This window comes from Novosphingobium decolorationis (assembly GCF_018417475.1).
GTDB lineage: Bacteria > Pseudomonadota > Alphaproteobacteria > Sphingomonadales > Sphingomonadaceae > Novosphingobium > Novosphingobium decolorationis.
Map to the genome: position 1 here is coordinate 565119 of NZ_CP054856.1, position 26418 is coordinate 591536.

Genomic DNA, 26418 nt, shown 5'->3' on the forward strand with positions numbered 1-26418 from the left:
TTGCGGGGCCGGGGCTTCTTTCTGCGACAGCCTTAGTTTGATGATGGTGGACGCGGCTCAGGTGCCCGCGACGACCCGAGCCGGAACCCGCGCGGTGGATTCGCGGACAATCAGGCGGTGCGGCAGGATCACTTCGCGCGCGGGTGGTTGGCGGTCGGCGGGGAGAAGGGCATCGAGCATGAGGCGCATCGCCGCCTCACCGATCTCCACCGTGGGGCTGTGTACGGTGGTGAGCGGCGGACTGGCGTAGGCCCCGAAGCGCAGGTCATCGAAGCCGGCCACCGAGACATCGTCGGGAACCGACAGCCCGCGGGCCCGCAGCGCGCTCATCGCGCCCAGCGCCATCTCGTCGTTGGAACAGGCAACCGCCGTGAAAGGCGTCCCGGCATCGAGCAGGCGGACCATGGCGTCATAGCCAGACTGCAGCGTGAAATCGCCCTCGTGCACCAGTTGCGGATCGAACTCGATCCCCGCCCGGGCAAGGCCCAGGCGATACCCGGCCAGACGGTCCTGCGACATGACCAGGTCGATCGGCCCGGTCACCGCGGCAATCCGCCTGTGGCCAAGGCCGGCAAGATGGCTGACCACCAGCGCGCTGGCTTCGTGATTGTCGATCTTCACGCGCGGCAGGGCGTGGTCGAGCGGATATTCGCAGGCCGACACGATCGGCGGCAGCGTGCCCTTGGCGGGTGGATTGATGAGGATGTCGGGCAGGTTGCTTTCCAGCAGGATCATCCCGTCGGCCTGCTTGCCCGCGATCATCGCGGTATACGTGTTGAGGGCATCGCGGTCACCTTCGGTGATGCCCAGGAGCACGCGCATACGGCTCGTGCGCGCGACGTTCTCAATGCCCTCGACGAAGGCGGACGTGAACGGATTGTAGATGCTGGGGACGACCACCAGGACATTGTCGCTGCGCTGGCGGCGAAGGCCTGCCGCCATGTGGTTGGGCTGGTAGTTGAGGTCGGCAATGGCAGCCTCGATCCGCTCGATCGTGGTTGGCCGCACCATCGATGGCGTGCTCAGCGCGCGCGAAACGGTCGCGACCGAAACGCCCGCGACGCGGGCAATGTCCTTGATATTTGCCATTACTGTAATCGTTACAGTTGCGGCGAAGCGCGCACAAGTGTTTCACACAGGCCGGCTGCGACCTTACAGGATGGTAACCTTCCTCTTAGAGTCGGTTTCGAAACTCACGCTGACCGAGCCAAACGGCGTAGCATGAGCATGGCGGCGGCGGCGTAGAGGAAGGCTGCGGCGGATTTGAGGGTGGCTTCCACGTCCTTGGCCAGACGGCGGTTTCGATTGACCCAAGCGAAGAACCGCTCGACCACCCAGCGCCGAGGGAGGACGACGAAGCCGGACTGCCCGGCGATCTTGCTGACTATCTCGACGGTGATGCGGGTCGCCTCGGTGACACGGTGATGGTTATAGCCGCCATCGGCCCAGACCTTCTCGATGAACGGGAAGAGGCCGCGCGAGATTTGCAGCAACGCGCCGCCGCCATCACGATCCTGGACATCGGCGGTGTGCGGCTCGACAAGCAGCGGCCTGCCGTCAGTATCGACCAGAGCATGGCGCTTGCGACCTTTGATCTTCTTGCCAGCATCGTAGCCGCGCGGTCCGCCGCTCTCGGTGGTCTTGACGCTCTGACTGTCGATGATGGCTCCGCTTGGCGAGGCGTCCCTTCCGGCTCGCTCGCGATCGAGCGCGACCAGCGCATGGTTGATCCGCTCGAACAGGCATTCGTCACGAAACCGGGCAAACCAGCGGTAGACCGTCTGCCACGGCGGGAAGTCCTTGGGCAGCAACCGCCATGCAATCCCGCCGCGCAGAACGTAGAAGATGGCGTTCACGATTTCGCGCATTGGCCATTGCCGTCGCCGCCCCGTCGTGCGCGCCTCGGGAACAAATGTCGCGATCAGCGCCCACTCGGCATCGCTCAAATCCGTCTGGTAACGCTTCGAAACACGCGTATGCTGCACGCGGGTGGCTGGGGTCCACATCAAGATCTCCGGGTTGTCTGCAAAACCCCCGGAATCACACGAACCTCAGCCGCTCAACCCCTTTCGAAACGGCCTCTTACGCAAGGACCGCACTGAGAATCCTTGGAAACGAACTTCGACGACAGGCCGGGAACATTTGCGTCCCGCTTCATGGTAACGATTACATCGCGCATTGCAGCGTCCCTCCCGCGCGGTTAGACGGGTATCCATCCTCCCATTCGCGGGCTCTCGCCCCCAGATCACAAGGACCTTCCATGGCCGCATCCGACATTGCCCCTGCTTCTTCGCCCGTGCGCATGGGACTCGTCGGGGGCGGGCCCGGCTCGTTCATCGGCCCGGTCCATGCCATGGCCGCGCGCCTTGATGGCCGCATCCAGCTTGTCGCCGGGGCCTTCAGCCGCGATGCCGCGCGCTCGCGCGAGGCCGCGATCGGCTACGGCGTGGCGCCCGAGCGCGGCTACCCCTCGCTCGACGCGATGCTCGCCGCCGAAGCGCAGCGCGAGGACGGCATCGAGTTCATCACCATCGCGACGCCCAATGCCCACCACGCCGTCGCGGCGAAGGCCGCCATCGCCGCGGGCGTTGCCGTGATGAGCGACAAGCCGATGACCGCGACACTGGACGAGGCGCGCGAGATCGTGGCGATGCTCAAGCACAACCCGGTCCCCTTCGGGCTTACCTATACCTATTCGGGCTACCCCCTCGTGCGCGAGATGCGCGCCCGGATCGCAAGCGGCGCTATCGGAACGCTGCGCAAGGTCGTGGTGGAGTACAACCAGGGCTGGCTCGCCGGGGATGCGAACGGCAAGCAGGCCGAGTGGCGCGTCGATCCCCGGACCGCAGGGCTTGGCGGCTGCATAGCCGACATCGGTGTCCACGCCTTCCAGCTCGCCGAATTCGTGACCGGCACGCGGGTCGCACAGATCAACGCGGACCTGGGCGCCGTGGTGCCCGGCCGCGTGCTCGACGATGACTGCCAGATGTTCCTGCGCTTTGCAGGGGGCGCGCGCGGGCTCCTCATGGCCTCGCAGGTGATGACCGGGGAAGGCAATGACCTCGCCATCCGCGTCTACGGCGACAAGGGCGGGATGCGCTGGAACCAGGAGAACCCCAACCAGCTCACCGTGCTGAAGGCCGAGGGCGGCATGGAAATCGTGCGCGCGGGCGATCCGTCGCTGGGCACGGCCGCGCAGGCCAGCTCGCGCCTTCCCGGCGGTCATCCCGAAGGCCTGCTCGAAGCGCTCGCCAACCTCTACACCGACTTTGCCGGGCACCTGCGCGGCGCGCCCGATACGCTGGTGCCGAGCGCCGATGAAGGCCTGCGCGGCATGGCCCTCATCGCCACCGCCGTGGCCGCCAGCCGCGATAACGCGGGCTGGGTCGACCTTGCCGTCTGATCGGCCCCACCGGACTTTGGAGACAGGTACATGAAGACGATAAAGGGCCCCGCCATCTTCCTCGCCCAGTTCCTGGGCAGCGAAGCGCCGTTCAACTCGCTGCCCGCGATTGCCGACTGGGCGGCCTCGCTGGGCTACAAGGGCATCCAGGTGCCCACCAGCGCCCCCGCCATCTTCGACCTCGAGAAAGCTGCCGCAAGCCAGGACTACTGCGACGAGACCACGGGCATGCTGGCCGAGAAGGGCATCGCCATCACCGAGCTCTCGACCCACCTGCAGGGCCAGCTCGTCGCGGTCCATCCGGCCTATGACGCGCAGTTCGACGGCTTTGCCGCCACCCACGTGCGCGGCAATCCCAAGGCGCGTCAGGAGTGGGCCGTCGAACAGGTCAAGCTCGCCGCCGTCGCCTCACGCCGCCTGGGTCTGACCGCACACGCCAGCTTCTCGGGCGCGCTCGCCTGGCCCTACTTCTACGCCTGGCCGCAGCGCCCGGCGGGCCTTGTCGAGGACGCCTTTGCCGAGCTCGCGCGGCGCTGGACACCGATCCTCGACGTGTTCGAGGAGAACGGCGTCGACATCGGCTACGAACTGCATCCGGGCGAGGACCTGCACGACGGTGTCACCTTCGAGAGGTTCCTCGAGGCGACCGGCAACCATGCCCGCGCGAACATCCTCTACGATCCCTCGCACTTCGTGTTGCAGCAGCTCGATTACCTCGCCTTCCTCGACATCTACCACGCGCGGGTGAAGTGCTTCCACGTCAAGGACGCCGAGTTCCGCCCCTCGGGCCGCTCGGGCGTCTACGGCGGCTACCAGGGTTGGACCGAGCGTCCGGGTCGTTTCCGGAGTCTGGGCGACGGGCAGGTCGATTTTGCGCAGATCTTCTCCAAAATGGCGCAGTACGATTTCGACGGCTGGGCCGTGCTCGAATGGGAATGCGCCTTGAAGCACCCCGAAGTCGGCGCCGCCGAAGGCGCGCCCTTCATCGACCGGCACATCATCCGCGTCACCGAAAAGGCCTTCGACGACTTTGCCGACACCGGCTCGGACCGCACCCTCAACGCGCGCCTCATGGGCATCGGCGACTGATTTTCCCTTGCGGGAGAGGCCTGCGCGCCTCTCCCCATTCCCCCCTCTCTTGCCCGGACATCGCCAGCGCGCCCCGTAGAAGTCGCTAGGCGCACCCAAGCATATGCTCATTCGTTTCAGGTACCTGCTCGCCAAGGACACCCGAGAAACGGTGAGACAGCAATGCAGATCAGCGTAGGCGATACCGCCACGATCCGGACCATCCAGGGCCTCGCGACGCGCCTTCTCGAAGGCTTCGCCGCGCTTGGCCCGGGTGAGGAACTCGAACTCGATACATCGCAGCTGGACGAGGCCGATCTCAGCTTCGTGCAGTTGATCGAGGCCGCGCGCATCCAGGGCGCGCAGGAGGGCAAGCCCCTTCGCCTTGCGCACCCCGCCAATACCGCCCTCGCCGCGCTCCTCGCGCGCGGAGGCCTCGCCGCGTGCGCGGACAGCGCCACCCTTGCCTTCTGGTTCCACGGAGACGCCCCGCAATGAGCAGCATCCTCACCGTCGATGATTCCGCCAGCGTGCGCATGGCCATCCGCATCGCGCTTTCGGGCGCGGGGCACTCGGTGGCCGAAGCCGCCGATGGCAGCGAAGGCCTGGGCAAGGCGCGCATGGCCAAGTACGACCTTATCATCACCGACCTCAACATGCCGCGCATGAACGGGCTGGAGATGATCCGCGAGATCCGCAAGCTGCCGATCCAGGCGGGCACCCCGATCATCTTCCTCACCACCGAATCCGCCGACAACCTCAAGAGCCAGGCCAAGGCGGCGGGCGCGACCGGATGGCTGGTCAAGCCCTTCGTCCCCGACCACCTCCTCAAGGTCGCGCGCAAGGTGCTGGGCGGATGAGCGAACAGGACCCCGCCGCCGCCTTCCGCATCGAGGCGGCCGACCTGCTCGATGCAACCGAGCAGGCGCTTCTCGACCTGACCCACGACCTTGCCAGCCGCGACCTCGTCGACACGGTGTTTCGCGGGATGCATACGCTCAAGGGCTCGGGCGCGATGTTCGGCTTCGACGCGCTCGCGGCCTTCACCCACCATTGCGAGACCGCCTTCGACAAGGTGCGCAAGGGGGTCGTCCAGGCCAGCGCCGAACTCGTCGCGATCACGCTGGGGGCGATGGACCACATGCGCACCCTCGTCGACCTCGAGGGCGACGATCCCGCGCTGGAAGAAGCCGGAAACGCGATCCTCGAGCGCCTGCACACCGCGCTCGGCTCCGCGCCCGAAGCGGGCGGAGAGGCGCCCCCTGCCGCGCAGCCCCTGCCCACGGCGAACGCCACGGCCGCCCCCGGCGGTTGGCACATCGTCTTCCGCCTGCCCGCCGAGGCCATGGCGAACGGCACCAATCCGCTCATCCTCCTCGATGAAATGCGCGAGTTGGGGGACGCCGAGGTGCGCGTCCTGACCGACACCGTTCCCCCGCTCGACGAGCTCGACCCGACCCTGTGCTATCTGGGCTGGGACGTCACGCTGAAAGGCCCCGCCACACGCGAGGACATCGAGGACGTCTTCATCTTCGTGATGGACGACATGGACCTCTCCATCGAGGCGCTCGAGAGCGAGGCTCCTCCGGCTGCCGGAGCGGTGCAGGCGGCCGCCTCGGCCAAGGCAGCCGCCCCCGCCGAGAGCCCGCGCAGCCCGGCCCCGCGCAGCGCGCGCGCCGCCGAGGAAAGCGTGCGCGTGCCCGCAGGCCGGCTCGACGTCCTGATGGACCGGGTGGGCGAACTCGTGATCGTCCAGAGCCGCCTTGCCCAGCTCGCCGAAAGCGGCCTGCGCGGCCCGGCAGGCGAACTGGCGCTGCGCTCGATCTCCGAGGAAGTCGAGCGCCTCGCCAGCGAACTGCGCGACACCACGATGGTCCTGCGCATGGTGCCCATCGCGGCGCTCTTCGGGCGCTTCCGGCGCCTTGTCCACGACCTTGCCCACGAGACCGGCAAGGAGATCGAACTGGTCACCGAGGGCGAAAGCACCGAGATCGACAAGACCGTCTCCGAGCAGCTGGCCGATCCGATCGTCCACCTGATCCGCAACGCCTGCGACCATGGCCTGGAGACGCCCGAGGAGCGCGGCCAGGCCGGCAAGGCCACGACCGGGCGCATCCGCCTCAGCGCCGAGCAGGCGGGCGGCGAAGTGCTCATCACCATCACCGACGACGGGCGCGGCATCAACCGCCAGCGCGTGCGGGCCAAGGCCGAGGCCAACGGACTGCTCCAGCCCGGCCAGGTCGTGCCCGACAGCGAACTCTTGCAGATGATCTTTCACCCCGGCTTCTCCACCGCCGAGCAGGTCACCAACCTGTCCGGGCGGGGCGTGGGCATGGACGTGGTCAAGCGCACCATCGAGGCGCTGCGCGGCACCATCGACATGACCAGCGAGCCGGGCAAGGGATCGACCATCACCCTGCGCATCCCCCTCACCCTCGCCATCATCGAGGGCCTCCTCGTGCGCGTGGGCCAGGGCAACTATGTCATCCCGCTCGCCGCGGTCGAGGAATGCATCGAGCTCTCGCTGGAAGAGGACATCCGCACGCGCGGGCGCAGCATGATCTCGCTGCGCGGACGGCTCGTGCCCTTCCTGCGCCTGCGCGAGGTGTTCCAGACCGGAACGCGGCCCGATCCCTACCAGAAGATCGTCGTCATCGGCACCGGCGGCGAGCGCGTGGGGCTGGTCGTCGACCAGATCATCGGCAGCCACCAGACCGTCATCAAGTCGCTCTCGGGACTGCACCGGCGCCTGCCCAGCTTCTCGGGCGCGACGATCCTGGGCGACGGCGGCGTCGCGCTCATTCTCGACATCGTCCAGCTTGTCGCGCTGGGCCAGCAACAGGAAGAGCGGCTGCGCGCCGCGGGATAACCAGCCATGCCCCAATCCAGCCCCAAACCCGAGACCGAGGTCGATGGCGCGACCGCCTGGGACGCGAACGGCCAGCTTGAGGTTCTCACCTTCGAGGTCGGCGACGAACGTCTGGCCGTCGAGGCCGTGACCATCCGCGAGATCCTCGATCTCCTGCCCGAGACCCCGGTGCCCGGCGCCCACGCGCTGGTTGGCAGCGTGATCAACTTTCGCGGCAAGATCATCCCCATCGCCGACCTGCGCATTGCCTTTGGCATGCCGCTGGAGGAGCCCACGCCCGACAGCCGCATCGTCGTCATCGAGATCGAGCTCGACGGCGAGGAAACGCAGATCGGCCTGCGCACCGACAAGGTCAACGAGGTAACCCTTCTGGAGCGCACGACTTCGGCCCCGCCCCCGGTGCTGGGTATGCGCTGGCGCCGCACCTACGCGCGCGAGCTGGCGCGCCAGGGCGAGGCCGTGATCGTCCTGCCCGACCTTCCCGCCATCTTTGCCTCGCTCTCCCATCCCCAGGGCCTGGGCGGCGGCGAGACCTCCATGGGACACGCCGCATGAACGCTGCCAACGAACTCCAGGTCGTCGAATTCGGCATGGGCGGGGACGTCTTTGCCGTGCCTGTGGCCATCGTGCGCGAGATCCTCGACTACGCCCCGCCCTCGCCCGTGCCCAATGGTCCGGCCTATTTCCTGGGCCTGACCGACGTGCGCGGCCAGGGGGTCGCCACACTCGACCTGCGCCGCCGGCTGGGCTTTCCGCCCGCCGAGGCTTCGCTTGCCACGCGCATCCTCATTCTCGACCTGGCGCAGCAGGGCAGTGCCCTGACGCTGGGCGTGGTTGTCGACCGGGTGCTCAGCGTCACCAGTTTCGAGACCGCCGCGATAGAGACGCCCCCCGAAATCGGGGTCGCCTGGAGCAGCGACTATCTCCTGGGCGTCGTGCGCCGCGAGGGCGGCTTCATCCTCCTCGTCGACATCGCCGCCATCTTCACCGGGACCGAGGCGGCAAGCCTCGCCCTTTCCGCCCTGGCGCCCACCGGCACCTGATCCACCCCATCCCCCACCCCCGCACGCCGCCGAAGGCACACCGCTGACCGCACGCCGACTGCACAAGGAAACGTCCCCATGCCCTTCACCCTGTTTTCCAGCCTCGATCCGGACCACGTCCTCGACGAGATCGCCCGCGTTGAACGGGCGGTGGCGCGCGGCGACATGTCGGCGCGCACCGAAATGACCTACGGCCAGGGCCAGACCCGTGCCGTGCTCGACGCGGTCAACCGTCTGGTCGACACCTGCCTCCAGCCCACCGAAGCGCTCAGCCGCGAGATCTCGGCGATGACCGCCGAACACGATCGCGGCGACATCGACGCGGTGATCCCGGCCCAGGACTTCCACGGCGAATTCGCGGTCATGGCGCGCCACATCAACGAGCTTGTCGCGGCCCACATCACCGTCAAGAAGAAGGCGATGGCCTGCGTGCGCGAGTTCAGCGAAGGCAATTTCGACGCGCGCCTCGAACAGTTCCCGGGCAAGAAGGCCTTCATCAACGAGACTATCGAGACCCTGCGCCACAACCTCTCCGGCCTCATCACCGAGATGACCCACATGGCGAGCGAACACGAACGCGGCGACATCGACGTCTTCGTTCCGGCCGAGAAGTTCGCGGGCGATTTCGGCGCCATGGCGCGCGGCATCAACGCGATGGTCGCGAGCCATATCGAGGTCAAGAAGAAGGCCATGGCCTGCGTCAAGGCGATCAGCGAGGGCGACTTCGACGCCAAGCTGGAGGAACTTCCCGGCAAGAAGGCCTTCATCAACCGCACCATCGATACCCTCAGCCGCAACCTCCAGGGCCTCGTCGACGAGATGAAGCACATGGCCGAGGAGCACGAGCGCGGCGACATCGACGTCTTCCTCCCGGTCGACAAGTTCGACGGCGACTTCGCCGACGTGGCGCGCGGCATCAACGAGATGGTCAAAGGCCATATCGCGGTCAAGAAGAAGGCCATGGCCTGCATCCGCGAATTCGGCGAAGGCAACTTCGATGCCCCGCTCGAACGCTTCCCGGGCAAGAAGGCCTTCATCAACGAGACGGTCGAGACGCTGCGTTCGAACCTGCGCGACATCACCGCCGAGATCCAGCGCCTGATCCTGGCCTCCACCGCCGGCAAGCTCGAAACCCGCGGCGATGATCGCCGCTTCGTGGGCGATTTCGCCAGCCTCATCGCAGGGATCAACGGCATGCTCGATGCCATCCTTGATCCCATTGCCGAGGGCAACCGCGTGCTGGCGCTGGTGAGCCAGGGCAACCTGCTCCAGACCGTCGATATCACTTGCGAGGGCGATCACCAGCGCATGAAGGACGCCATCAACGCGCTTGTCGGCAACCTGCGCCAGTTTGCCCGCGACGTCGGCGAGGCGGCCAACAAGGTCGCCAGCGGATCGAGCCAGATCGCGGGCAGCTCGCAGCAGCTTTCCGAAGGCGCGACCGAGCAGGCCGCCTCGACCGAAGAAGCCTCCGCCTCGATGGAAGAGATGGCCGCCAACATCAAGCAGAACGCGGACAACGCCTCGCAGACCGAGAAGATCGCCCGCCAGTCCTCCAAGGACGCCGAGCTTTCGGGCGTTGCCGTGGAAAAGGCCGTGGGCGCGATGCGCACGATCGCCGAGAAGATTTCCATCGTCCAGGAAATCGCCCGCCAGACCGACCTCCTTGCCCTCAACGCGGCGGTCGAGGCCGCCCGCGCGGGCGAGCACGGCAAGGGCTTTGCGGTCGTCGCCTCCGAAGTGCGCAAGCTGGCCGAACGCAGCCAGAGCGCAGCCTCCGAGATCGTCTCGGTGTCCTCCGACACGGTCAAGGCCGCGGCCGAGGCGGGCGAGATGCTGGGCAAGCTTGTTCCCGACATCCGCCGCACCGCCGAGCTCGTTTCCGAGATCAGCGCGGCCTGCCGCGAACAGGATATCGGCGCCTCGCAGATCAACGATGCGATCCAGCAGCTCGACAAGGTCACCCAGCAGAACGCCCACGCCTCCGAGCTGATCTCCTCCACCTCGGACGGCCTCGCCGGACAGGCCGGTGATCTGCAGAACTCGATCACCTTCTTCCAGGTCGGCGCCGGCGAGGGTGGGGCGCGCATGCTGCGCGCCAGCCCGGCCCCCGCGCCGCGCCAGGCCGCCCTGCCCCAGCCCGCCCCGCGGTCCGCTCCCAAGGCGCCCGCGCGTTCCTCCGGCCCCAAGCCCGGCAGCGTCCAGCACCAGCAAAGCCGTGCCCAGGGCTTCACCCTCGACATGAACATGGGCGGCCCGGACTCCGACGACGCCGACTTCGGGTTCGCTGCCTGATCCCTTCCTTCCTCCTGCAAGCGGGCCCGCCATGAACGACGCTGCCTTCGTCCCCTTCGAGAACCCCGCGGCCGGGGACACCATCTCCCCGGCCCAGTTCAAGGGCCTTGCCGCCCTCATTCGCGAGCACACCGGGATCAACCTGGCACCGGCCAAGCGCACCATGCTGGAGGGACGGCTGCGCCGCTGCGCGCGCGAAGGGGGCCACGCGACCCTGGGCGCCTATTGCAAGTGGATCCTCTCGCAGGATCATGGCGCGGACGAGATCGAGAACCTCATCAACGCGGTCACCACCAACAAGACCGACTTCTTCCGCGAGCCACGCCATTTCGACTACCTGACCGAAACCATCCTGCCCCAGTTGCTCGAGAGCGGTCGCCGGGAGGTGCGCTGCTGGAGCGCGGCCTGCTCGACAGGGGCGGAACCCTACACCATCGCCATGCTGCTCGACGCCTTTGCCCAGCGCAATTCCGGTTTCGAGTACTCGATCCTCGCCACTGACCTCGACACGCGTGTCCTCTCCACCGCGATCCGGGGCATCTACCCGCGCGAGATGGTGGACCCCGTGCCCGCCACCTTGCGCAAGGCCTACGTCATGGACGCCAAGGACCCGCGCCGCGGCGAAATCCGCATCGCGCCTGCCCTGCGCCGCAAGATCGCGTTCGGCCGCCTCAACCTCATGGACCGACACTACGCCATCGGCGAGCCGGTCGACATGATCTTCTGCCGCAACGTGCTCATCTACTTCGACCGCCCCACGCAGGAGGCCGTGGTCAACCGCCTGTGCGACCAGCTGCGCCCCGGTGGCTACCTGTTCCTGGGCCATTCGGAATCGATCAGCGGATTCCAGCATAACCTGACGGCCGCATCCGGCACCGTCTTCCAGAGGAACTGACCCGATGCCCCTTGCCAAGACGCGCGTGCTCATCGTCGATGACAGCGCGAGCGTGCGCCAGACGATGAAGGCGATCCTCGAAGAGGACCCGGTGATCGAGGTCATCGCGACCGCGGCCGATCCCTTCGCCGCCGCGCGCATCATCCAGACCGAAGTGCCCGACGTCATCACGCTTGATGTGGAAATGCCGCGCATGGACGGCATCACCTTCCTGCGCAAGCTGATGAGCCAGTGCCCGGTCCCCGTGGTCATGTGCTCCTCGCTCACCGAAGACGGCTCCGACACGCTGATGGAGGCGCTCGAGGCGGGCGCGGTGGACGTGATCCTCAAGCCCCGTGTCGGGGTGGCCGAGCATCTCCAGGAGGCCCGTGCCACGATCCGCGACGTCGTCAAGGCCGCCGCCCGCGCCCGCGTCGGGGGGCTCAAGCCCACAGTCCTGCCCTCGCTGGAACCGCAGAAGAAGCTCACCGCCGACGCCATGCTGCCCCCGCCCGACGGGCGCCCGATGAGCCGCACGACCGAGATGGTCGTGTGCATCGGCGCCTCGACCGGCGGCACCGAGGCGCTGCGCGAAGTGCTTCAGGCGCTTCCCGCCAACGCGCCGGGCGTCGTCGTCGTCCAGCACATGCCCGAGAACTTCACCCGCGCCTTCGCCAAGCGGCTCGACAGCCTGTGCGAGGTAAGCGTCAAGGAAGCCGAGGACGGCGACACGGTCATGCGCGGCCACGTCCTGATCGCGCCGGGGGGCAAGCACACCCTGCTTGAACGTCAGGGCGCGCGCTACCTCGTCGCGGTGCGCGACGGGCCGCTGGTCTCGCGCCACCGCCCCTCGGTCGACGTGCTGTTCCGCTCGGCCGCGCGCTCGGCCGGGTCCAACGCGGTCGGCGTCATCATGACCGGCATGGGCGATGACGGCGCACGCGGCCTGCTCGAGATGAAGCAGGGCGGCGCGCGCACCATCGCCCAGGACGAGGCCACCTCGATCGTCTTCGGCATGCCCAAGGAGGCCATCGCCCACGGCGCGGTTGATCGCATCGTTCCGCTCTCGGCGATCGCGCGCGAGTTCCTGCAGGCCACGGTCCGCTAGGCCATGGCCAGCCTCGCCCACCGTCTCGACGCCGGGCCGGACGCGCCCGATGGGCGCGCCGACCTCGTGCGCCAGAACCTCGCGGCCGTTGCCGAGGGGCTGAACGGGCATTTCGACAAGGCCGGGCTCGCGCTCGGCCAGACGGTCGAGACCATCGACATCATCCTGACCGCGCTGCGCGAGGTCGCCGAAGTCTTCGCGCAGAGCGAGGCCACCGTGGCCATCGCGACCTTGCGCGATTCGGCAAGCCGGCTTGGCCAGGTCGCGCAGAGCCTGGAGCGGCGCGGCAGCGAGATCGCGGCGATCCACAAGGTATCGCGCGACCTGCGCCGCGCCATAAGCGAAGTCCAGCGCTGCCTGCAGGTCCTCCAGATCTATGCGATGAACGTGAAGATCGCGGCCTCGGGCGCCCCCGACTTCGTGAACTTCGCCGACGAGATGAACGTGAAGCTGGGCGCGGGCAACCGCGAGACCGACGCCTTTTCCCTCAAGCTCGCCGAACTCGACACCAGCATCACCTCGATGCAGGGCATCGACGCCCGGCTCCTGCGCGAATGCCGCAAGGTCATCCCCCAGGTGCCCGACCGGCTTGCCCGCGACGCCGAAGCGCTCGCCAGCCACCAGGACGAGCTTGTTGACCTGGCCGAGGCCACCTCGAACCACGCCCGCGCGATCCAGGGCGAGCTGGCGAGCGCGCTGACCGCGCTCCAGGTCGGTGACCGCGCGCGCCAGCGCCTCGAACACGTCTGCCAGGCCTGCACGCGGCTCGACGAGGCGGCAGGGAAGGCCCTGTCCGCCCCCCAGCGCGGCCATGTCCTTGCCCTTCTCCACGCGCAGGTCGAGGACACCGCCGACGAGTATGCGCGCGATACCCGCGCGCTCGTCGCCGCGCTCCAGCGCCTGCGCACCAATGCCGAAAAGCTGACCGCGCTGCAGGACCGCGACACCTTCGACGAGCAGGCCGGCGCCCTGTTCCTGCGCCGCATGGAAGACGGCATCGCGGAAGCCGCCGGGATGATCGGCCAGCTCCACGAAGCCGACGTTCAGGCCGAGGCCACGCTCGGCGTGATCCTGGCGACCGTGGCAACCGTGACCGAGCGCGTGGCCGCGATCCGCAACTTGCGCGTCGATGTGCGCCAGATGGCGATCAACATCGGCCTGCGCTGCCGCAAGACCGAGGTCATCGGACGCCCCGTCTCGATCATCGCCAACGAAATCCGCAGCCACTCCGACAAGCTCGACACGCTGATCGCCGGGATCAACACCGCCGAAGCCGAACTGGTCGCCATCTCGGAGCGCATGCGCACGATGGCGGGCAACGGCGATGGCGCGGTGGGCACCGGACTTTCCGAGGCGCTCGCAACCATCCGTGACAGCGCGCAGGCGACCGACATGGCCATGGCCACCGTTGAGCAAGGCGCGATCGGCATGGCCGAGCTGATGGAACAGACCCAGGGCTTCCTTGCCGCCGCGCTTCAGATGGCGCCCGGCATTGCCGAGGAAGCCCAGGCGCTGGCCGCCAGCCCGCTATCCCCCGCCGCGCCGGGCGACGACGGCCCCTTGCGCCTCCTTCTGGAAGACATTGCGGGAAGCTACACGATGGCGGGCGAGCGCAGTGTGCACAACCGCTTCCTGCGCCCCGGTATGGTGGCGCTGAACACAAGCGGGAACGCTCACTCCCCCAGCGCTTCGGACGATGGGGGAGGGTTCGAGGGCTTCGATGATTTCGACGACTTCGACGATGGCCTGTTCTAGATCTCGCGCGCCGCGCCCTTGAGGCCCAGGAGCGCGAGGATCGCGATGAACGAGCCCAGCCCCATGACCACGGCGACGCCCTGCAGGCCAAGTCCGCCCTCGAACAGGAAGCCGGCCAGCACTGGCCCCAGCGCCGCGCCCCCGCGCCCGATGCCGATGACGAAGCCGGTGCCGCCCGCGCGCGCCTCGGTCGGATAGGCTCCGGCGATCAGCGAGTAGAAGGCGACCATGCCCGCATTGGTGAAGAAGCCCGCCGATGCGGCGGCCCAGGACAGGCCCGAAAGGTCACCCGCCCCGCGCCCGAAGTTGATGACAAGCAGCGTCGAGCAGGCGAGCGCAGCCACCATCAGCGGGCGCAGGCCGATGCGCAGCAGCAGGACGCTCAGAAGCAGCGAGCCCAGGAGGCCGCCGATGTTGGCAAAGACAAGCACGCCCCCGGCCGAGGACGGCGCATAGCCCATGTCGACCACGATCTTGGGCACCCACTTCAGGATGAAGTAGAAGGTCATGACGTGGGTGAAATAGGCAATGGTCAGAAGGATGGTGGTGCGGCGAAGATCGGGCGCAAACAGCCGCGCGGTCGAGACTTTCGCGCGCGGCGCAAGTTCCGGCTCGGTCACGGCCGCGACAGCCGAATGGCCAAGTCCGGCCAGCGCGCGGTTGACCTTGGCAAGACGGCCCGAGCGCCCACCCTGCATGAGGAAGCCCACGCTCTCGGGCACGAGCAGCATCACGATGGGGATCAACGCCGCGCTGACCACGGCCCCGAAGATGAAGACATTGCGCCAGCCATCCTCAAGCAGGAACGCGCTGACGAAGGCGCCCCCGGTGATGGCCCCGACGGGATAGCCTGCCGCCATTACCGAGATCGCGGCCTTGCGCCACTTGTCGTTGGCGTATTCGGCCACCATCGCGTTGGTGCAGGCGAGCATGCCGCCGATGCCGATGCCGGTGCCAAAGCGCAGCGCCGCCAGCTGGTAGACCGACCCGACATAGGCCGCCCCCAGCATACCCGTCGCCATGACCGCAAGGCAGGCGAGCGCGGTGGGCTTACGCCCGATCCGGTCGGCCATGGGGCCCAGCACGAAGGAACCCAGCGCCATGCCGAACAGCTCCATCGACAGGACGATGCCCAGCGCGCCCCGGTCGATCCCCCAGTCCGCCGCGATGCCCGGCGAGGCGAAGCTGATGGCGAGGACATCGAACCCGTCGAGCGCGTTCAAAAGGACGCACACCCCGATGGCGAGCACCTGGCGCGCGCGCATGGGGCCTTGCGCAATCTGGGCGCGGGGATCTGTCGCACCTTGCGGTGATGCGTTCATGCCGGACTTCCTCTCTGGCAGCGCTTCTCTGGCGCCGCTGCGTTGTTCGTGTGCCAGGGGGAACGGGCCTTGCGGCCCGTTTCGCCTCAGGGTGCGACCGGCTCGACCAGCATCAGGGCGTCGAGCGCGACCACTCCGTGTCCCTCGGGATAGAGGATAACGGGATTAAGGTCGAGTTCGGAAAGACTTGGCTCTGCACTGAGAACCGCCGCGACCTGCGCGACGAGCGCGGCCAGCGCCGGAACGTCCAGCTTGGGCGAACCGCGATAGCCCGATAGCAGCGCGGCCGACTTGAGGCCGAGCAGCCCCTCCTCGATCTGCGCCAGCGTCATGTCGGGGGTGAACAGGCACACGTCCTTGAGGATCTCGGCGGTCACGCCGCCAAATCCGGCAAGGACCACCGGCCCCCAGTCCGGATTGTTGCGCCCGCCCACGATCATCTCCATGCCGCGCGCGCCCATCTTCTCGATCAGCACGCCGTCGAGCGCGAGCGCGGCGTTGTAGGCCGCGACGTTGTCGTGGATCGTGCCCCACGCGGCGCGCACCGCATCCGCATCGGCAAGGTTGAGAAGCACGCCGCCCGCATCGCTCTTGTGGCCCAGCGCCTGCGCCTGCGCTTTCATCGCGACCGGATAGCCCACCTTGTCGGCCACGGCGACAGCCGCATCCGCGCTGTCGGCAAAACCACCTTCGGGGAAGGCAAGGCCGAGCGGGGCGAGAAGCTCCTTGGCCTGGTACTCGGCAACGACGCCCGTGTAGGCATCGAGCCCTGGCACCGGGGTCGGCTCGAACGCGCCCTTCGCAAGGTCCCGGCGCGCGAAGGCGGCGAGGCGCGAAAGCGCGCGGATCGCACGTTCCGCGTTGGGGAAGCAGGGAATGCCGCGCGCGCGGAAATCGGTGATGATCTCCTCGGGGATCGGCGCGCCTTCATCGAGCCCTGCATAGATCAGCGGCTTGGTCGAGGTGCGCCCATCAAGCGCGGCGCGGATCGCAGGCGCCTTGATGCCGATGGTGACGGGATCGGTCTGGATGATCCCGGCGACCACCGCGCCGACGCGATCATCGTCGAGCAGCGCGGTGAGGCAATTGGTGTAGATTTCGGGCTGGCTGAGCCCTTGCGCGGTAATGTCGAGCGGATTGCTGACCGGCACGAACGGGGGCAGCGCTTCGCGCAGCGCCGGTGCGTTGGCGTCGTCCAGATGCGCCAGGGGCAGATTGAATTCTTCGGCAAGATCGAGCGTCAGTGCCTTGAACGCGCCCGATTCGCCGAGCACCGCGATGTCGGCGCGTTCCATGTGCGGGCAGTGCATGAGGATCTCGGTGATGTCGCCCAGCTCCTCCAGCGTCTCGGCGAAGATCACGCCCTCGCGCTCGACCTTGCGGCGCATGAGCGAATAGTCGCCCGCCATCGCGCCGGTGTGGGTGGCCGCGCTCTCGCGCGCCGCACTGGACTTGCCCGGATGCAGAAGGACAATCGGCTTACCCGCCCCGCGCGCCCTTGCGGCGACTTCGAGGAAGCGGGCCGGCTTGCGGAACTGCTCGACGATCATGGCGATGACGTGGGTTTCGTCATCTTCGAGCAGCCATTCGACGTAGTCTTCCACGCCGCTCGCCGCTTCGTTGCCGGTCGAGACCGAATAGCTGATCGGCAGGTCGCGCGCGCCGAAGGTCGCGCCCAGCACCGCAGCCATCGCGCCCGACTGGGAGACGACGCCCAGCGCGCGGCGTCCGGCGGGCGGCAGCGCCTGCGTTTCCACGAAGGTCAGCGGCACGGCATCGACGTAGTTGACCGCGCCCAGGCAATTGGGCCCCTCGATGACCATGCCGTGCTCGGCCGCGATCCGGGCGATCTCGGCCTGCTGGGCCTTGCCCTCCTCGCCGCCCTCGGCAAAGCCCGCCGAGAAGATGATGGCCCCGCCCGCCTTGCGCGCGGCAAGCCCCTTCACCGCGTCGAGCACGGCGGGCTGCGGGATCGCCAGAACGGCCACGTCCACGCCCTCGGGCAGCGCCTCGACGCTGGGGTAGCAGCGGTGCGTGCCGATCGTTTCGCGCTTGGGATTGACCGGGTAGATGGCGCCCGAATAGCCGTTGCGTTCCAGGTTCGTGAGCACCGAGGCGCCCAGTGCGCCCGGCTTGTCGCTCGCGCCCACGATGGCGATCGAGCGCGGCTTCAGGAAACGCGAAATGGCGTCGTGCGAAAGGGTGGTAACGGTCATTCTGGAGGCCTCTCCCGGCGAGGTTCGGGTGAATGGGGGATGGGTCAGGGGATGACGGGGCCCGCCGCTGCGACGTGGCCCCGTCCCGTGAAGGTCAATCCTTCTTGTTCAGGTCATAGGCGCCCAGACCCGGCTTGAAGGTCTTTTCGTCGATGAACTGGCGGGTGGCTTCCTTGCGGCCTTCGCCGTCGAAGAAGTTGGCCGCTTCCTGCGTGCGCACGAGGTAGTCCATCGAGTTGTCGAAGGTCATCTCGCCCACGCGGCGGATCGCCCACTTGGTGGCGCGCAGCGCGGTCGGGTTCTTGCCCAGCAGCACGCCGGCGATTTCCTCGACGCGGGCCTTGAGCTTGTCGCCGGGCACCGCCTCGTTGACGAGTCCCCACTCGGCGGCCTTCTTGCCATCGACGTTCTCGCCCATCATGGCGTGGTACATCGCGTTACGGAAACCGGTCAGCTCGACGATGACCTTCGAGGCGCCGCCGCCGGGCAGGATGCCCCAGTTGATTTCCGAAAGGCCGAACTGTGCATCCTCGGCCGCAACGGCCAGGTCACAGCTGAACAGCGGGCCGTAGGCGCCGCCAAAGCACCAGCCGTTGACCATCGCGATGGTCGGCTTCTCGTACCAGCGCAGGCGCTCCCACCAGCCATAGGCTTCGCGCTGCGCCTGGCGGGTCGCCCACAGGCCCTTTTCCTCGTTCTCGCGGAAGTACTCCTTGAGGTCCATGCCCGCCGAGAAGGCCGTGCCCTCACCGGTCAGGACGAGCACGCCCACGTCCTCGCGGAATTCCAACTCGTTGAGGATCTCGGTCATGCGCCGGTTGAGGTTGGGGCTCATGCAGTTGCGCTTTTCCGGGCGGTTGAACGAAACCCAGGCAATGCGGTTCTCGACGGTGTAGGAGACGGTATCTTCAGGTGCACGTTCGGACATGGCAAATTTCCTTGATCTGTGTATTTGACTATCTTCGATACGAATAAGATGGCTCACGAAGAGCCCAATTGCGGAGAGAACCTTGGCCGACACATCCGGAAAGCCCGATAGCGGCTCGCTTCCTGCGCCCCATGGGGAACCCGATCCGCTTGCCATCCTGCCCGGCTACACGCTGCGCCGTGCGGCCAATGCGATGATGGCGGAACTGGGCACGCTGCTGTCCGAAGTGGACCTGCGCGTGTCCGAAGCCTCGATCCTCCTGCTGATCGACGGGCGCGACACGATGACCTCCAGCCAGATCGGCACCGCTCTCGACATCCGCTCGGCGAACATGGCCCCGCTGATCGGACGCCTGGTCACGCGCGGACTGGTCGAACGCGTGCCGCTCGATGGCAAGTCGATGGCGATCATCCTGACCCCGGACGGCGAGGCAATCCTGCGCGAGGTGCGCCGGATCACCCAGACCTTCGAGCAGGATCTGCTCCAGCGCATCCCCACCGAGCACCGCGACCACTTCGTCCCCGCCCTCAACGCGCTCTGGCGCTGAGGCGGAACCCGATAGGGCCTGGCCCCAGGGGCCGGTGCCGTGGCGGGAAAGGCTCATCGTGCCGACCGTGCCCGGACCGCTCCGCGGCTCAGATCGGGTAGTGGCCGGGCTGGGTCTCGACCGTGATCCAGCGCAGCTCGGTGAAGCTGTCGATCCCGGCCTTGCCGCCAAAGCGGCCGTAGCCCGAGGCCCCGACCCCGCCGAACGGCATCTGCGCCTCGTCGTGGACGGTCGCGCCGTTGACGTGGCAGATCCCCGACCTGATGCGCCGGGCGACGGCAAGGCCGCGCGCGGTATCCCGGGTGAAGACCGCGGCGGAAAGGCCGTATTCGGTGTCGTTGGCCAGCGCGATCGCGTGTTCCTCGTCGCGCGCGTGGAGGACCGCGACGACCGGACCGAAGCTTTCATCGCGGTAGATCTTCATCGCGTCCGTCACGCCCGAGACGACCGTTGCCGGCATCAGCACGCTGTCGGCGGTTCCGCCCGTCAGCAGGGTCGCGCCATGGGACAGCGCGTCCTCGATCAACGAATTGACGTGGCTCACCGTCTTCTGGTCAACCACCGCGCCAAGCGGGCTCGTGCCCTCGCGCGGATCGCCCGTGGTCATCGTCGCGACCTTGGCCGCGAACTTTTCCGCGAACGCCTCGGCGACCGCGTCGACCACAATGATACGCTCGGTCGACATGCAGATCTGGCCCTGGTTCATGAAGGCGCCGAACGAGGCGGCCTTCACAGCCTCATCAAGATCGGCATCCTCCAGGACCAGGAACGGCGCCTTGCCGCCCAGTTCCAGAATGCAGGGCTTGAGATGGCCAGCCGCGCGCTGGGCGATGATGCGGCCCACCGCGGTGGAGCCTGTGAAGTTGATGCGCTTGACCTCGGGCGCGTCGATGAGCGCGCCCACGACCTCGCCTGCATCTTCGGGCGCGTTGGTGACGACGTTGACGACGCCTTCGGGGAAACCGGCCGCAGCAAAGGATTCGATCACCAGCGAATGGACGCGCGGGCAGATCTCGCTGGCCTTCAGGATCACCGCGTTGCCACAGGCAAGCGGCGTTGCGATGGCGCGCACGGCCAGGATGATCGGCGCATTCCAGGGCGCGATGGAGAGGATGACGCCGACCGGCTCGCGCACGGCCATGGCAAGGCATCCGGGCTTGTCGGAGGGGATGATCTCTCCCGAGATCTGCGTGGTGAGCGCAGCGGCCTCGCGGATCATGCTGGCCGACAGGCCGTGGTTGAACATGGCCCAGCCCGCGGTTGCACCGATCTCGCTTTGCATGGCGGCCACGAAATCATCGCGGCGCGCCTCGAGCGCTTCGGCGGCCTTGGTGAGGACAGCACGGCGGGCGTTGGGGCCCATCTGGCCCCACTCGGCCTGCCCCTGCGCGGCCTTCTTCGCGATGGCCGGAATATCGCCGGGCTGCATGGCCGGCGCGCTGGAGGCGATTTCGCCTGTCAGCGGATTGCGACGCGAGAACTCAGTCATCCCTATCTCCCTTGGCTCTGCTGGCCCTGAATCACTTGGCTATGCTGAATAGCGATATTTTATCTATCAGCAATAGTAATATCAGAGGATGCGACGAGCCGTGCCGCACAGCGCCACGCGCCGAGGCCAAGTGCAAGGGAAAAAACGTCCGGGAGGGATGCTGCTGCGCCGCAACGCGATGCGCGAAGTGCCCACGCGCGTTCGGCCGCTCAGCCGATCAGGCCCGTCTTCTCCAGGAAGCGCAGGAGATTGCGCGGGAGATAGGGAAAGGGCGCATAAGGAGGCGTCCCCCCCGCCTTCATCTCCCGGCTCAGGTTCAGACGCGCCAGCACGCTCGGGTGGATCGTCTCGGTCGCGTCGGAGCCCAGTGCGCGCTCCTTCTGGCCCTGCAGCTTCCAGAACGCAGAGCGTGCCGAATTGACCAGCAGGCCCCGCGCCGCGTCCTCGTCCAGCCGCTCCACCTTGCGCGCAAGGTAGTCCTCGTCGAGTTCGAGCCAGGCCTGCGCCTTTCCGCACATCCACAGCAGCGCGATGTCGGACAGCACCTTGTCGGGATACCCTCCGCCCACGTTGCTGTGCGCGCCCGCGAACCACACCTGTTCGACCTCCTGCCCCGGCGCGATGCCGCCCGAGGTGTCCCAGATCGCGGGCACGAACTTGCTGCGGCGCTCGTCGATGGCAAGAGCCTGGTAGGCATGGCGCACCCTAGCCCCCAGCTTCACGTCGTGAAAGGCGTAGCCGCCCCGGCCCCACGACCCGAGGACATTGGAGGGGACCCCCAGCGCACCCACGGTATCCCACACGCCCACCATTTCGATGTCGGGATGACGCCCTTCGAAGAGGGCCGGATCGAGGGGCGCCTTGGCCCGTTTGCCATCATCCATGCGGTAGTAGGCCCAGATCTCGGGCAGCTTGTCGAGATCGCCCTTGCGCACCAGCCCGACGAGGCCGACCAGACCCGCCAGGCTGCGCACGGTATAGGCCCCGCGCGAGAAGCCGAACAGGAACAGGCTGTCCCCAGGCTCGTAGTTCTGGCACAGGAAGCGGTAGGCCTGCTGGACATTGGTGCCCAGCCCCGTGCCGAAAGCGCCGCCCACCACCCGGTCGAGCACGTTGCCGCTGCCCACGCCCTCGTCGTAATAGATCACCTGCGCGCGACCTGTCGCCGTGCGCGGCAGGATGGCGCGCGCCATCTTGGTGACGTTGGTCGGCTCGCCCTTCTGGTCCGCGCTGTTCCAGGTTCCATCGCAGCACACGATCAGGCTCTTGGACATGACACTCTCCTCTGGTGGGCACGGCGGCCCGGTGGGTCGATTTCAGGCACGCGCATCACCCCTTCTTGCCCAGGAACTGGGCCAGAGGATCGCGCATCAGCGGGAGCAGCGCGGCCAGCGCGAAGAACGAGGTCGCGACAAGCTGGACCAGGTTGGGGGAGACGTAGGCCACAAGCATACAGGCCGCGACGTAGGCGACGATGATGGGCAGGCGCACATGGTCCCACTTGTCGTCCACCTGCGCGCAATACGCGCGCACCCGGGCGCGCTCCTCGCGGGGGAGGTCGTGGCGGATGAACTCGGCAAGCTCCTCGCTCGCGATACGCACGTAGGGCGTCAGCTGCAGGTAGCCGCGCTCGACCAGATCGCGGATCGAGGTCCGTTCGTGGAAATTGATCGTGCGGCCATACGCCAGCGACAGAAGCCGCGCCTTCTGCGGATAGCCTCCCAGCGCGTCCCAGGCCATGCGCGGTTGGGACGCCATTTGTGCACGGCGTGCCTTCAACTGTTCAGGCGCCACCTCGACCGGCAGGAGATAGAGACCGGTCAGGTGCTCGGCCACGGCCACGAGAAGCAGATACAGGGCAAACCCGAAGAGCGCGACGAACCCGCCAAGAAAGACCCTGGTCCACCAATCGGGATGGAGCGGCAGCTGCGTGGAATCGCTGCTGACCAGCGCCTTTCCTTCCAGCGACCAGTCCGCCCTCTGCGCGCGCAAGGGCTGGAATTGCCCTGGAAGCGCCAGCGCAAGGCGCCCCGCCTCCCGGACCAGAACGTAGCCGTTGGCCTGCCCCGCCACCACAGGGTCGGGCACCCCGACGCGCGGCTGCAACCGCTCAACCAGAGCCGCGAGCCACCCCTGCGACTGGTGGGACGTGACGTCGCAATCTTCGTGGGCGCTGTTGTTGCCCTCCTCTTCGCTGCCCCCGCAGCGGGACTTCACTCCCACCCCAAACAACCCACCGCCGTCCGTTTCGGTATCCGGGGCCGGAGCCGGAGCCGGTGTCCTTTTCGCAACCGGCAGCGGGCTTACCAACCAGCCGGGATTTCGCGACACATCCGTGCCAAACCCGAATGCGCGTCCCCATTGGTCAAGTATCTCATCGCGCGTAGCCGCCTCATTCCCTCCTCTCGCGTGTGCCAGACGCCTCGCATCATCCTGGAACTCGAGAGCTTGCCATTCCGATTGCGCCGCGACATGCGCCAGCGAGCGTCCCATGTACCGCTCGAGATTGACGCTGTAGGTCAGCGCCATGATGCAGACCATGGGCATGCTCACGACGATGGTCAGCAGGGTAAGGGTCCGCAGGATGTAGGCCCGGCGCTGACGGGCGCTGTACAAAGGTGGCAGAGGTGCACACGGCGGGTTGTCCGGGTCGCGCCCCAGGGCTAGCCAACGCCCCAGCTGTAGGACCACAACCCCTCCCGCAGCGAGCAGGAACAGCGAAGTCTGCGCACGATCGGATCCATCGACTTTCCCGTAGAAACCCAGGACGAAGACCATCGCGAGCAGGGTGACACCCGCAGACCCCTTGCGCAGCCACGCAACCCGGACCGCGTGCCGGCGGCCGCGCTCCTCGTCCGTGTCCGCGCTGCGGCGTACAATGGTCAGGTAGTTGCCGATCAGCAGGACCACCGCGAGCCCGAAGTTGGCGAGGACGGCGACTTCGGGCGCGCAGGCCCACAGCACAGCCCCCTGCAGCAGCAGAACACCCCCTTGCCAGATCAGCTCGCGCGCGCCGGTCACGAAGGAATAGCGCAGCCCGTCGCCTGCCCCCACGCACAGGGCGTTGGGAAAGAACCAGATTGACCGCCCGCGGATGGGGGGCGGGGCTTGCCCGTCCAGCCCAGAATCGGGGCGCGGGGCTTGCCCGTCCAGCCCAGAATCGGGGCGCGGGGCTTGCCCGTCCAGCCCAGAATCGGGGCGCGGGGCTTGCCCGTCCAGCCCAGAATCGGGGCGCGGGGCTTGCCCGTCCAGCCCAGAATCGGGGCGCGGGGCTTGCCCGTCCAGCCCGGAAGCGGGGCGCGGGAAGAGCACCCGCAAGATCCGTGGCAGGCCCCAGCACACCGCGAAGACCAGGGCGATCCAGGCACATCCCAGCAGGAAGGCCTGGACCACCGAGGCCCCCAGCAGATCCAGCGCCTCGTCACGCGCGTAGATCGCAACGATCGACCAGGGCGTGTCCGGAACCGGCCGCACCAGCGCGAAATGCGGGTGCCCCTGATAGGAGATCGAGAGCAGCGAACTGCGGACCTCGGACACCTCATCCTGCGCAGTGCGTGCCCCCTGCCGCAGCATTTCGAGAGCCGAGGCCAGCCCCGGATCATATCCCGCTTCGACCAGCAGGTTCTCGTTCATGCTGCGCGCCTGGTGGCTGTGGTAGAGCACATCGCCCACCACCTGGCCGCCGCGCGCGCCAAGCTCCTCGGGCAGATCGCTGTTCAGGACCACCATGAAGGCGAAGTTGGGCGGCAGGACCGGAGCGCGCAGCGCAACCGGAAAGAAGGTGAAAAGCTGCCTCCCGTCCTTGTTGCCCTTGCTACAGTCGTCACCAGAGCAGGACACCTCCGGCCCCATGGCCGAAAGCGAAAGTCGACCGTTGCCCTTGGAGCGCAGGAACTGGACATAGCTGCCCGTGGGGAAACCAAGGCCCATCTGCGAAGCCACGAAATAGGGCCGCTTGGCGACATTCAGCCGACTGCGCAGCGGCTGCCTGCCGAAAAAACCGCCTCCGCACAGGGCGTTCTCGTTCGCATCCGCCTGCCCGAGCGCTGGCAGACACGTGCCTGCGTCATTGACAGCCGTCACGCCGACCAGCGCGTCCGCGTCCTGTCGCGCGACAACGCCCTGGTGCGTGCCGAACAGCACGTCCTTCTCGGCCGCTTCCCCTGTGTGAGCGGCCGCAATGGCCTTCGAAAGGCTCTGCGAGACTTGGTTCGAGAGCCAGGCCAGTTCGCCTTCGATGTCGCGCGTGACACTACTGCGAAAGAGCACAACGGTCGTGAACAGCGTGGCGGTCATGGTGATCAGCATGATCGAGAGCATGACCCCGGCAAGGTCCGCACGGCGGATCGGCTTGAGCGCGCTCTGGCTGAACAACTTGATCAGCGGAATGGCCAGGAACAGAACGACGATGGCCATCAGCAGGTGAACAAGAGCGCTCTTGGGCAGCGCCGTCGCCGTGCGGTCAATGACCCGCTCAGGCACGAGAAAGGCATAGATCAGGCCACGGCTCCGCGCTGGCCCGGATTCCCCCTGCTCGGCGCCCTGTGAGCCGGACGCGATCGGGCTGTCGTCCCCTCCGATCCACACCGCGCCGTCCACCGCCGAAAGGCGATGCGCGGCCATGAACACCGCATAGTCCTGCCCTCCGAAACTGTGGGTCAGGCGCGCGGGCGCCCCTGAAAAGACCACGTTGCGCTCGCCGCGCTGGTAGGCCTCGATGGTTTGCTTCATCTCGGCCAGTTCGCGGGTTTTACTGGCCTCACCTCCGGAGCGACCATCAGGTTTCGAACTCTGCTCCGCGGCCTTGTCCCGCGAACTGTCCGCCTTCAGGATCAGGATGCCGAGCGAGTGAAAAAGGTCCCAGCGACCATCCCTGTCCTGCCCGGCCAGGACATTTCCCTTTTCGTCCATGATGAGGAGGATGGCCTCGGGATAGGGCAGGTCGGCATTCTCGGCGATCGTCTTCAGGGGCAGGTGCACAATGCCCGGCCGATCTACGTCGCTCGTGTCGTGTGCGGCGTTGGGCTTGCGCAGGCTCTCGACACACAGGACCGGCCCATCCGGACAATTGAACCCCAGATGCGGATAGTCTTCGAGAGCTTCGCTCCTTCCTTGGGCATCCTTGGCGTTCGTCGCGTCATCGCCATGGCTGCGCCAGATTGTCGCGGCCGCCCCAGCAACCTCGACCTGGTCATCGATCAGCCGCGCGACTTGTGCCATTGCGCGGTAGATGCGGTCACGCTCTTGCTGCGCGCGGGGCTGTACGAAGAAGGCGAAGAAGAGGCTGCCAGCCAGCAGCACGCCGAGCACACCTGCGAGAGTTTCGCCCAGGGCGCCCCCGAAGAATCCCCTCCCGGCCTTCACCGCCGACGCCTGCGCCATGAGCCCTCCTCTCGTCCGACACCGGACCTGCAATGCGAAGAGCGACCCACCCGAATTCTATATCAAGCCGCACATCGGCCAATCATTAATAAAGTTGATCCCAATAATGACACTATTGT

Annotated in this window: 20 protein-coding genes; 12 read left to right on the top strand and 8 right to left on the bottom strand. The window is 67.3% G+C overall.

Going from position 1 to position 26418, the window contains the following annotated elements:
- Positions 1–57: 57 nt before the first annotated feature.
- Both HT578_RS02575 and HT578_RS02580 read right to left on the bottom strand, forming a co-directional pair.
- The gene (locus tag HT578_RS02575; protein WP_213502043.1) at positions 58–1089 is read right to left on the bottom strand and encodes a LacI family DNA-binding transcriptional regulator; all 1032 of its coding nucleotides are present in this window, start codon (positions 1087–1089) and stop codon (positions 58–60) included.
- Positions 1090–1193: 104 nt separating this feature from the next.
- On the bottom strand, positions 1194–2006 hold the full coding sequence (locus tag HT578_RS02580; protein ID WP_213500422.1) for an IS5 family transposase: 813 nt from the start codon (positions 2004–2006) through the stop codon (positions 1194–1196).
- A 254-nt stretch (positions 2007–2260) separates the two neighbouring features.
- Here HT578_RS02580 and HT578_RS02585 point away from each other — a divergent pair, with 254 nt between their 5' ends.
- The 11 genes from HT578_RS02585 to HT578_RS02635 all read left to right on the top strand — a co-directional run bounded on the left by HT578_RS02585 (position 2261) and on the right by HT578_RS02635 (position 14415).
- Complete coding sequence (locus HT578_RS02585; protein ID WP_239026452.1) at positions 2261–3403, top strand: Gfo/Idh/MocA family protein; 1143 nt, start codon at positions 2261–2263, stop codon at positions 3401–3403.
- Positions 3404–3433: 30 nt separating this feature from the next.
- Positions 3434–4492, top strand: coding sequence for a sugar phosphate isomerase/epimerase family protein (locus tag HT578_RS02590; RefSeq protein ID WP_213502045.1), 1059 nt, complete (start codon positions 3434–3436; stop codon positions 4490–4492).
- Between the two features lie 162 nt (positions 4493–4654).
- Positions 4655–4969, top strand: a complete 315-nt coding sequence (locus HT578_RS02595; RefSeq protein ID WP_039393351.1) for an STAS domain-containing protein — start codon at positions 4655–4657, stop codon at positions 4967–4969.
- Entirely contained in the window at positions 4966–5331 is a 366-nt protein-coding gene (locus HT578_RS02600; protein WP_039393349.1) for a response regulator, read from the top strand. The genes HT578_RS02595 and HT578_RS02600 overlap by 4 nt, the downstream gene beginning before the upstream one ends.
- Positions 5328–7340, top strand: a complete 2013-nt coding sequence (locus tag HT578_RS02605; protein WP_213502046.1) for a chemotaxis protein CheA — start codon at positions 5328–5330, stop codon at positions 7338–7340. Before HT578_RS02600 ends, HT578_RS02605 begins: the two co-directional genes overlap by 4 nt.
- 6 nt (positions 7341–7346) lie before the next feature.
- Positions 7347–7895: a chemotaxis protein CheW gene (locus tag HT578_RS02610; RefSeq protein ID WP_213502048.1), complete on the top strand. Its 549-nt coding sequence runs from the start codon at positions 7347–7349 to the stop codon at positions 7893–7895.
- Positions 7892–8383, top strand: a complete 492-nt coding sequence (locus HT578_RS02615; RefSeq protein WP_213502050.1) for a chemotaxis protein CheW — start codon at positions 7892–7894, stop codon at positions 8381–8383. The genes HT578_RS02610 and HT578_RS02615 overlap by 4 nt, the downstream gene beginning before the upstream one ends.
- 78 nt (positions 8384–8461) lie before the next feature.
- Positions 8462–10678: a methyl-accepting chemotaxis protein gene (locus HT578_RS02620; RefSeq protein WP_239026453.1), complete on the top strand. Its 2217-nt coding sequence runs from the start codon at positions 8462–8464 to the stop codon at positions 10676–10678.
- A 31-nt stretch (positions 10679–10709) separates the two neighbouring features.
- Positions 10710–11573 carry a CheR family methyltransferase gene (locus HT578_RS02625; protein ID WP_213502051.1) on the top strand — a complete coding sequence of 288 codons (864 nt, stop codon included), beginning with the start codon at positions 10710–10712 and terminating at the stop codon, positions 11571–11573.
- Positions 11574–11577: 4 nt separating this feature from the next.
- Positions 11578–12660: a protein-glutamate methylesterase/protein-glutamine glutaminase gene (locus tag HT578_RS02630; protein WP_213502053.1), complete on the top strand. Its 1083-nt coding sequence runs from the start codon at positions 11578–11580 to the stop codon at positions 12658–12660.
- Positions 12661–12663: 3 nt separating this feature from the next.
- Positions 12664–14415 (top strand): hypothetical protein, encoded by a 1752-nt coding sequence (locus tag HT578_RS02635; protein WP_213502055.1) that lies wholly within the window; start codon positions 12664–12666, stop codon positions 14413–14415.
- Here the strand turns inward: HT578_RS02635 and HT578_RS02640 are convergent.
- From HT578_RS02640 to HT578_RS02650, 3 genes are all read right to left on the bottom strand, one after another.
- Positions 14412–15737, bottom strand: a complete 1326-nt coding sequence (locus HT578_RS02640; protein ID WP_239026454.1) for an MFS transporter — start codon at positions 15735–15737, stop codon at positions 14412–14414. The genes HT578_RS02635 and HT578_RS02640 overlap by 4 nt on opposite strands.
- A gap of 86 nt (positions 15738–15823) precedes the next feature.
- A complete protein-coding gene (locus tag HT578_RS02645; protein ID WP_213502057.1) occupies positions 15824–17953 on the bottom strand; it encodes an acetate--CoA ligase family protein in 2130 nt (709 codons plus the stop codon).
- Positions 17954–18047: 94 nt separating this feature from the next.
- A complete protein-coding gene (locus HT578_RS02650) occupies positions 18048–18881 on the bottom strand; it encodes a p-hydroxycinnamoyl CoA hydratase/lyase (protein WP_039393331.1) in 834 nt (277 codons plus the stop codon).
- 82 nt (positions 18882–18963) lie between these two features.
- On the opposite strand from HT578_RS02650, the gene HT578_RS02655 reads away from it, so the two are divergent.
- Positions 18964–19428, top strand: a complete 465-nt coding sequence (locus HT578_RS02655; RefSeq protein WP_052322508.1) for a MarR family winged helix-turn-helix transcriptional regulator — start codon at positions 18964–18966, stop codon at positions 19426–19428.
- An 88-nt stretch (positions 19429–19516) separates the two neighbouring features.
- Here HT578_RS02655 and HT578_RS02660 read toward each other — a convergent pair whose 3' ends face one another.
- The 3 genes from HT578_RS02660 to HT578_RS02670 all read right to left on the bottom strand — a co-directional run bounded on the left by HT578_RS02660 (position 19517) and on the right by HT578_RS02670 (position 26299).
- Positions 19517–20917 carry an aldehyde dehydrogenase gene (locus HT578_RS02660; protein WP_213502058.1) on the bottom strand — a complete coding sequence of 467 codons (1401 nt, stop codon included), beginning with the start codon at positions 20915–20917 and terminating at the stop codon, positions 19517–19519.
- Between the two features lie 209 nt (positions 20918–21126).
- On the bottom strand, positions 21127–22191 hold the full coding sequence (locus HT578_RS02665) for a DUF2235 domain-containing protein (protein ID WP_213502060.1): 1065 nt from the start codon (positions 22189–22191) through the stop codon (positions 21127–21129).
- A gap of 55 nt (positions 22192–22246) precedes the next feature.
- Positions 22247–26299, bottom strand: coding sequence for a hypothetical protein (locus HT578_RS02670; RefSeq protein ID WP_213502061.1), 4053 nt, complete (start codon positions 26297–26299; stop codon positions 22247–22249).
- Positions 26300–26418: the final 119 nt, after the last annotated feature.

What these genes read in the sequence shown, in the direction of transcription:
- HT578_RS02650 (WP_039393331.1), bottom strand. Translation starts at nt 18,881, where the DNA reads ATGTCCGAACGTGCACCTGAAGATACCGTCTCCTACACCGTCGAGAAC.
- HT578_RS02640 (WP_239026454.1), bottom strand. Translation starts at nt 15,737, where the DNA reads ATGAACGCATCACCGCAAGGTGCGACAGATCCCCGCGCCCAGATTGCG.
- HT578_RS02635 (WP_213502055.1), top strand. Translation starts at nt 12,664, where the DNA reads ATGGCCAGCCTCGCCCACCGTCTCGACGCCGGGCCGGACGCGCCCGAT.
- HT578_RS02630 (WP_213502053.1), top strand. Translation starts at nt 11,578, where the DNA reads ATGCCCCTTGCCAAGACGCGCGTGCTCATCGTCGATGACAGCGCGAGC.
- HT578_RS02660 (WP_213502058.1), bottom strand. Translation starts at nt 20,917, where the DNA reads ATGACTGAGTTCTCGCGTCGCAATCCGCTGACAGGCGAAATCGCCTCC.
- HT578_RS02625 (WP_213502051.1), top strand. Translation starts at nt 10,710, where the DNA reads ATGAACGACGCTGCCTTCGTCCCCTTCGAGAACCCCGCGGCCGGGGAC.
- HT578_RS02615 (WP_213502050.1), top strand. Translation starts at nt 7,892, where the DNA reads ATGAACGCTGCCAACGAACTCCAGGTCGTCGAATTCGGCATGGGCGGG.
- HT578_RS02645 (WP_213502057.1), bottom strand. Translation starts at nt 17,953, where the DNA reads ATGACCGTTACCACCCTTTCGCACGACGCCATTTCGCGTTTCCTGAAG.
- HT578_RS02590 (WP_213502045.1), top strand. Translation starts at nt 3,434, where the DNA reads ATGAAGACGATAAAGGGCCCCGCCATCTTCCTCGCCCAGTTCCTGGGC.
- HT578_RS02580 (WP_213500422.1), bottom strand. Translation starts at nt 2,006, where the DNA reads ATGTGGACCCCAGCCACCCGCGTGCAGCATACGCGTGTTTCGAAGCGT.
- HT578_RS02585 (WP_239026452.1), top strand. Translation starts at nt 2,261, where the DNA reads ATGGCCGCATCCGACATTGCCCCTGCTTCTTCGCCCGTGCGCATGGGA.
- HT578_RS02665 (WP_213502060.1), bottom strand. Translation starts at nt 22,191, where the DNA reads ATGTCCAAGAGCCTGATCGTGTGCTGCGATGGAACCTGGAACAGCGCG.
- HT578_RS02605 (WP_213502046.1), top strand. Translation starts at nt 5,328, where the DNA reads ATGAGCGAACAGGACCCCGCCGCCGCCTTCCGCATCGAGGCGGCCGAC.
- HT578_RS02620 (WP_239026453.1), top strand. Translation starts at nt 8,462, where the DNA reads ATGCCCTTCACCCTGTTTTCCAGCCTCGATCCGGACCACGTCCTCGAC.
- HT578_RS02610 (WP_213502048.1), top strand. Translation starts at nt 7,347, where the DNA reads ATGCCCCAATCCAGCCCCAAACCCGAGACCGAGGTCGATGGCGCGACC.
- HT578_RS02595 (WP_039393351.1), top strand. Translation starts at nt 4,655, where the DNA reads ATGCAGATCAGCGTAGGCGATACCGCCACGATCCGGACCATCCAGGGC.
- HT578_RS02670 (WP_213502061.1), bottom strand. Translation starts at nt 26,299, where the DNA reads ATGGCGCAGGCGTCGGCGGTGAAGGCCGGGAGGGGATTCTTCGGGGGC.
- HT578_RS02600 (WP_039393349.1), top strand. Translation starts at nt 4,966, where the DNA reads ATGAGCAGCATCCTCACCGTCGATGATTCCGCCAGCGTGCGCATGGCC.
- HT578_RS02575 (WP_213502043.1), bottom strand. Translation starts at nt 1,089, where the DNA reads ATGGCAAATATCAAGGACATTGCCCGCGTCGCGGGCGTTTCGGTCGCG.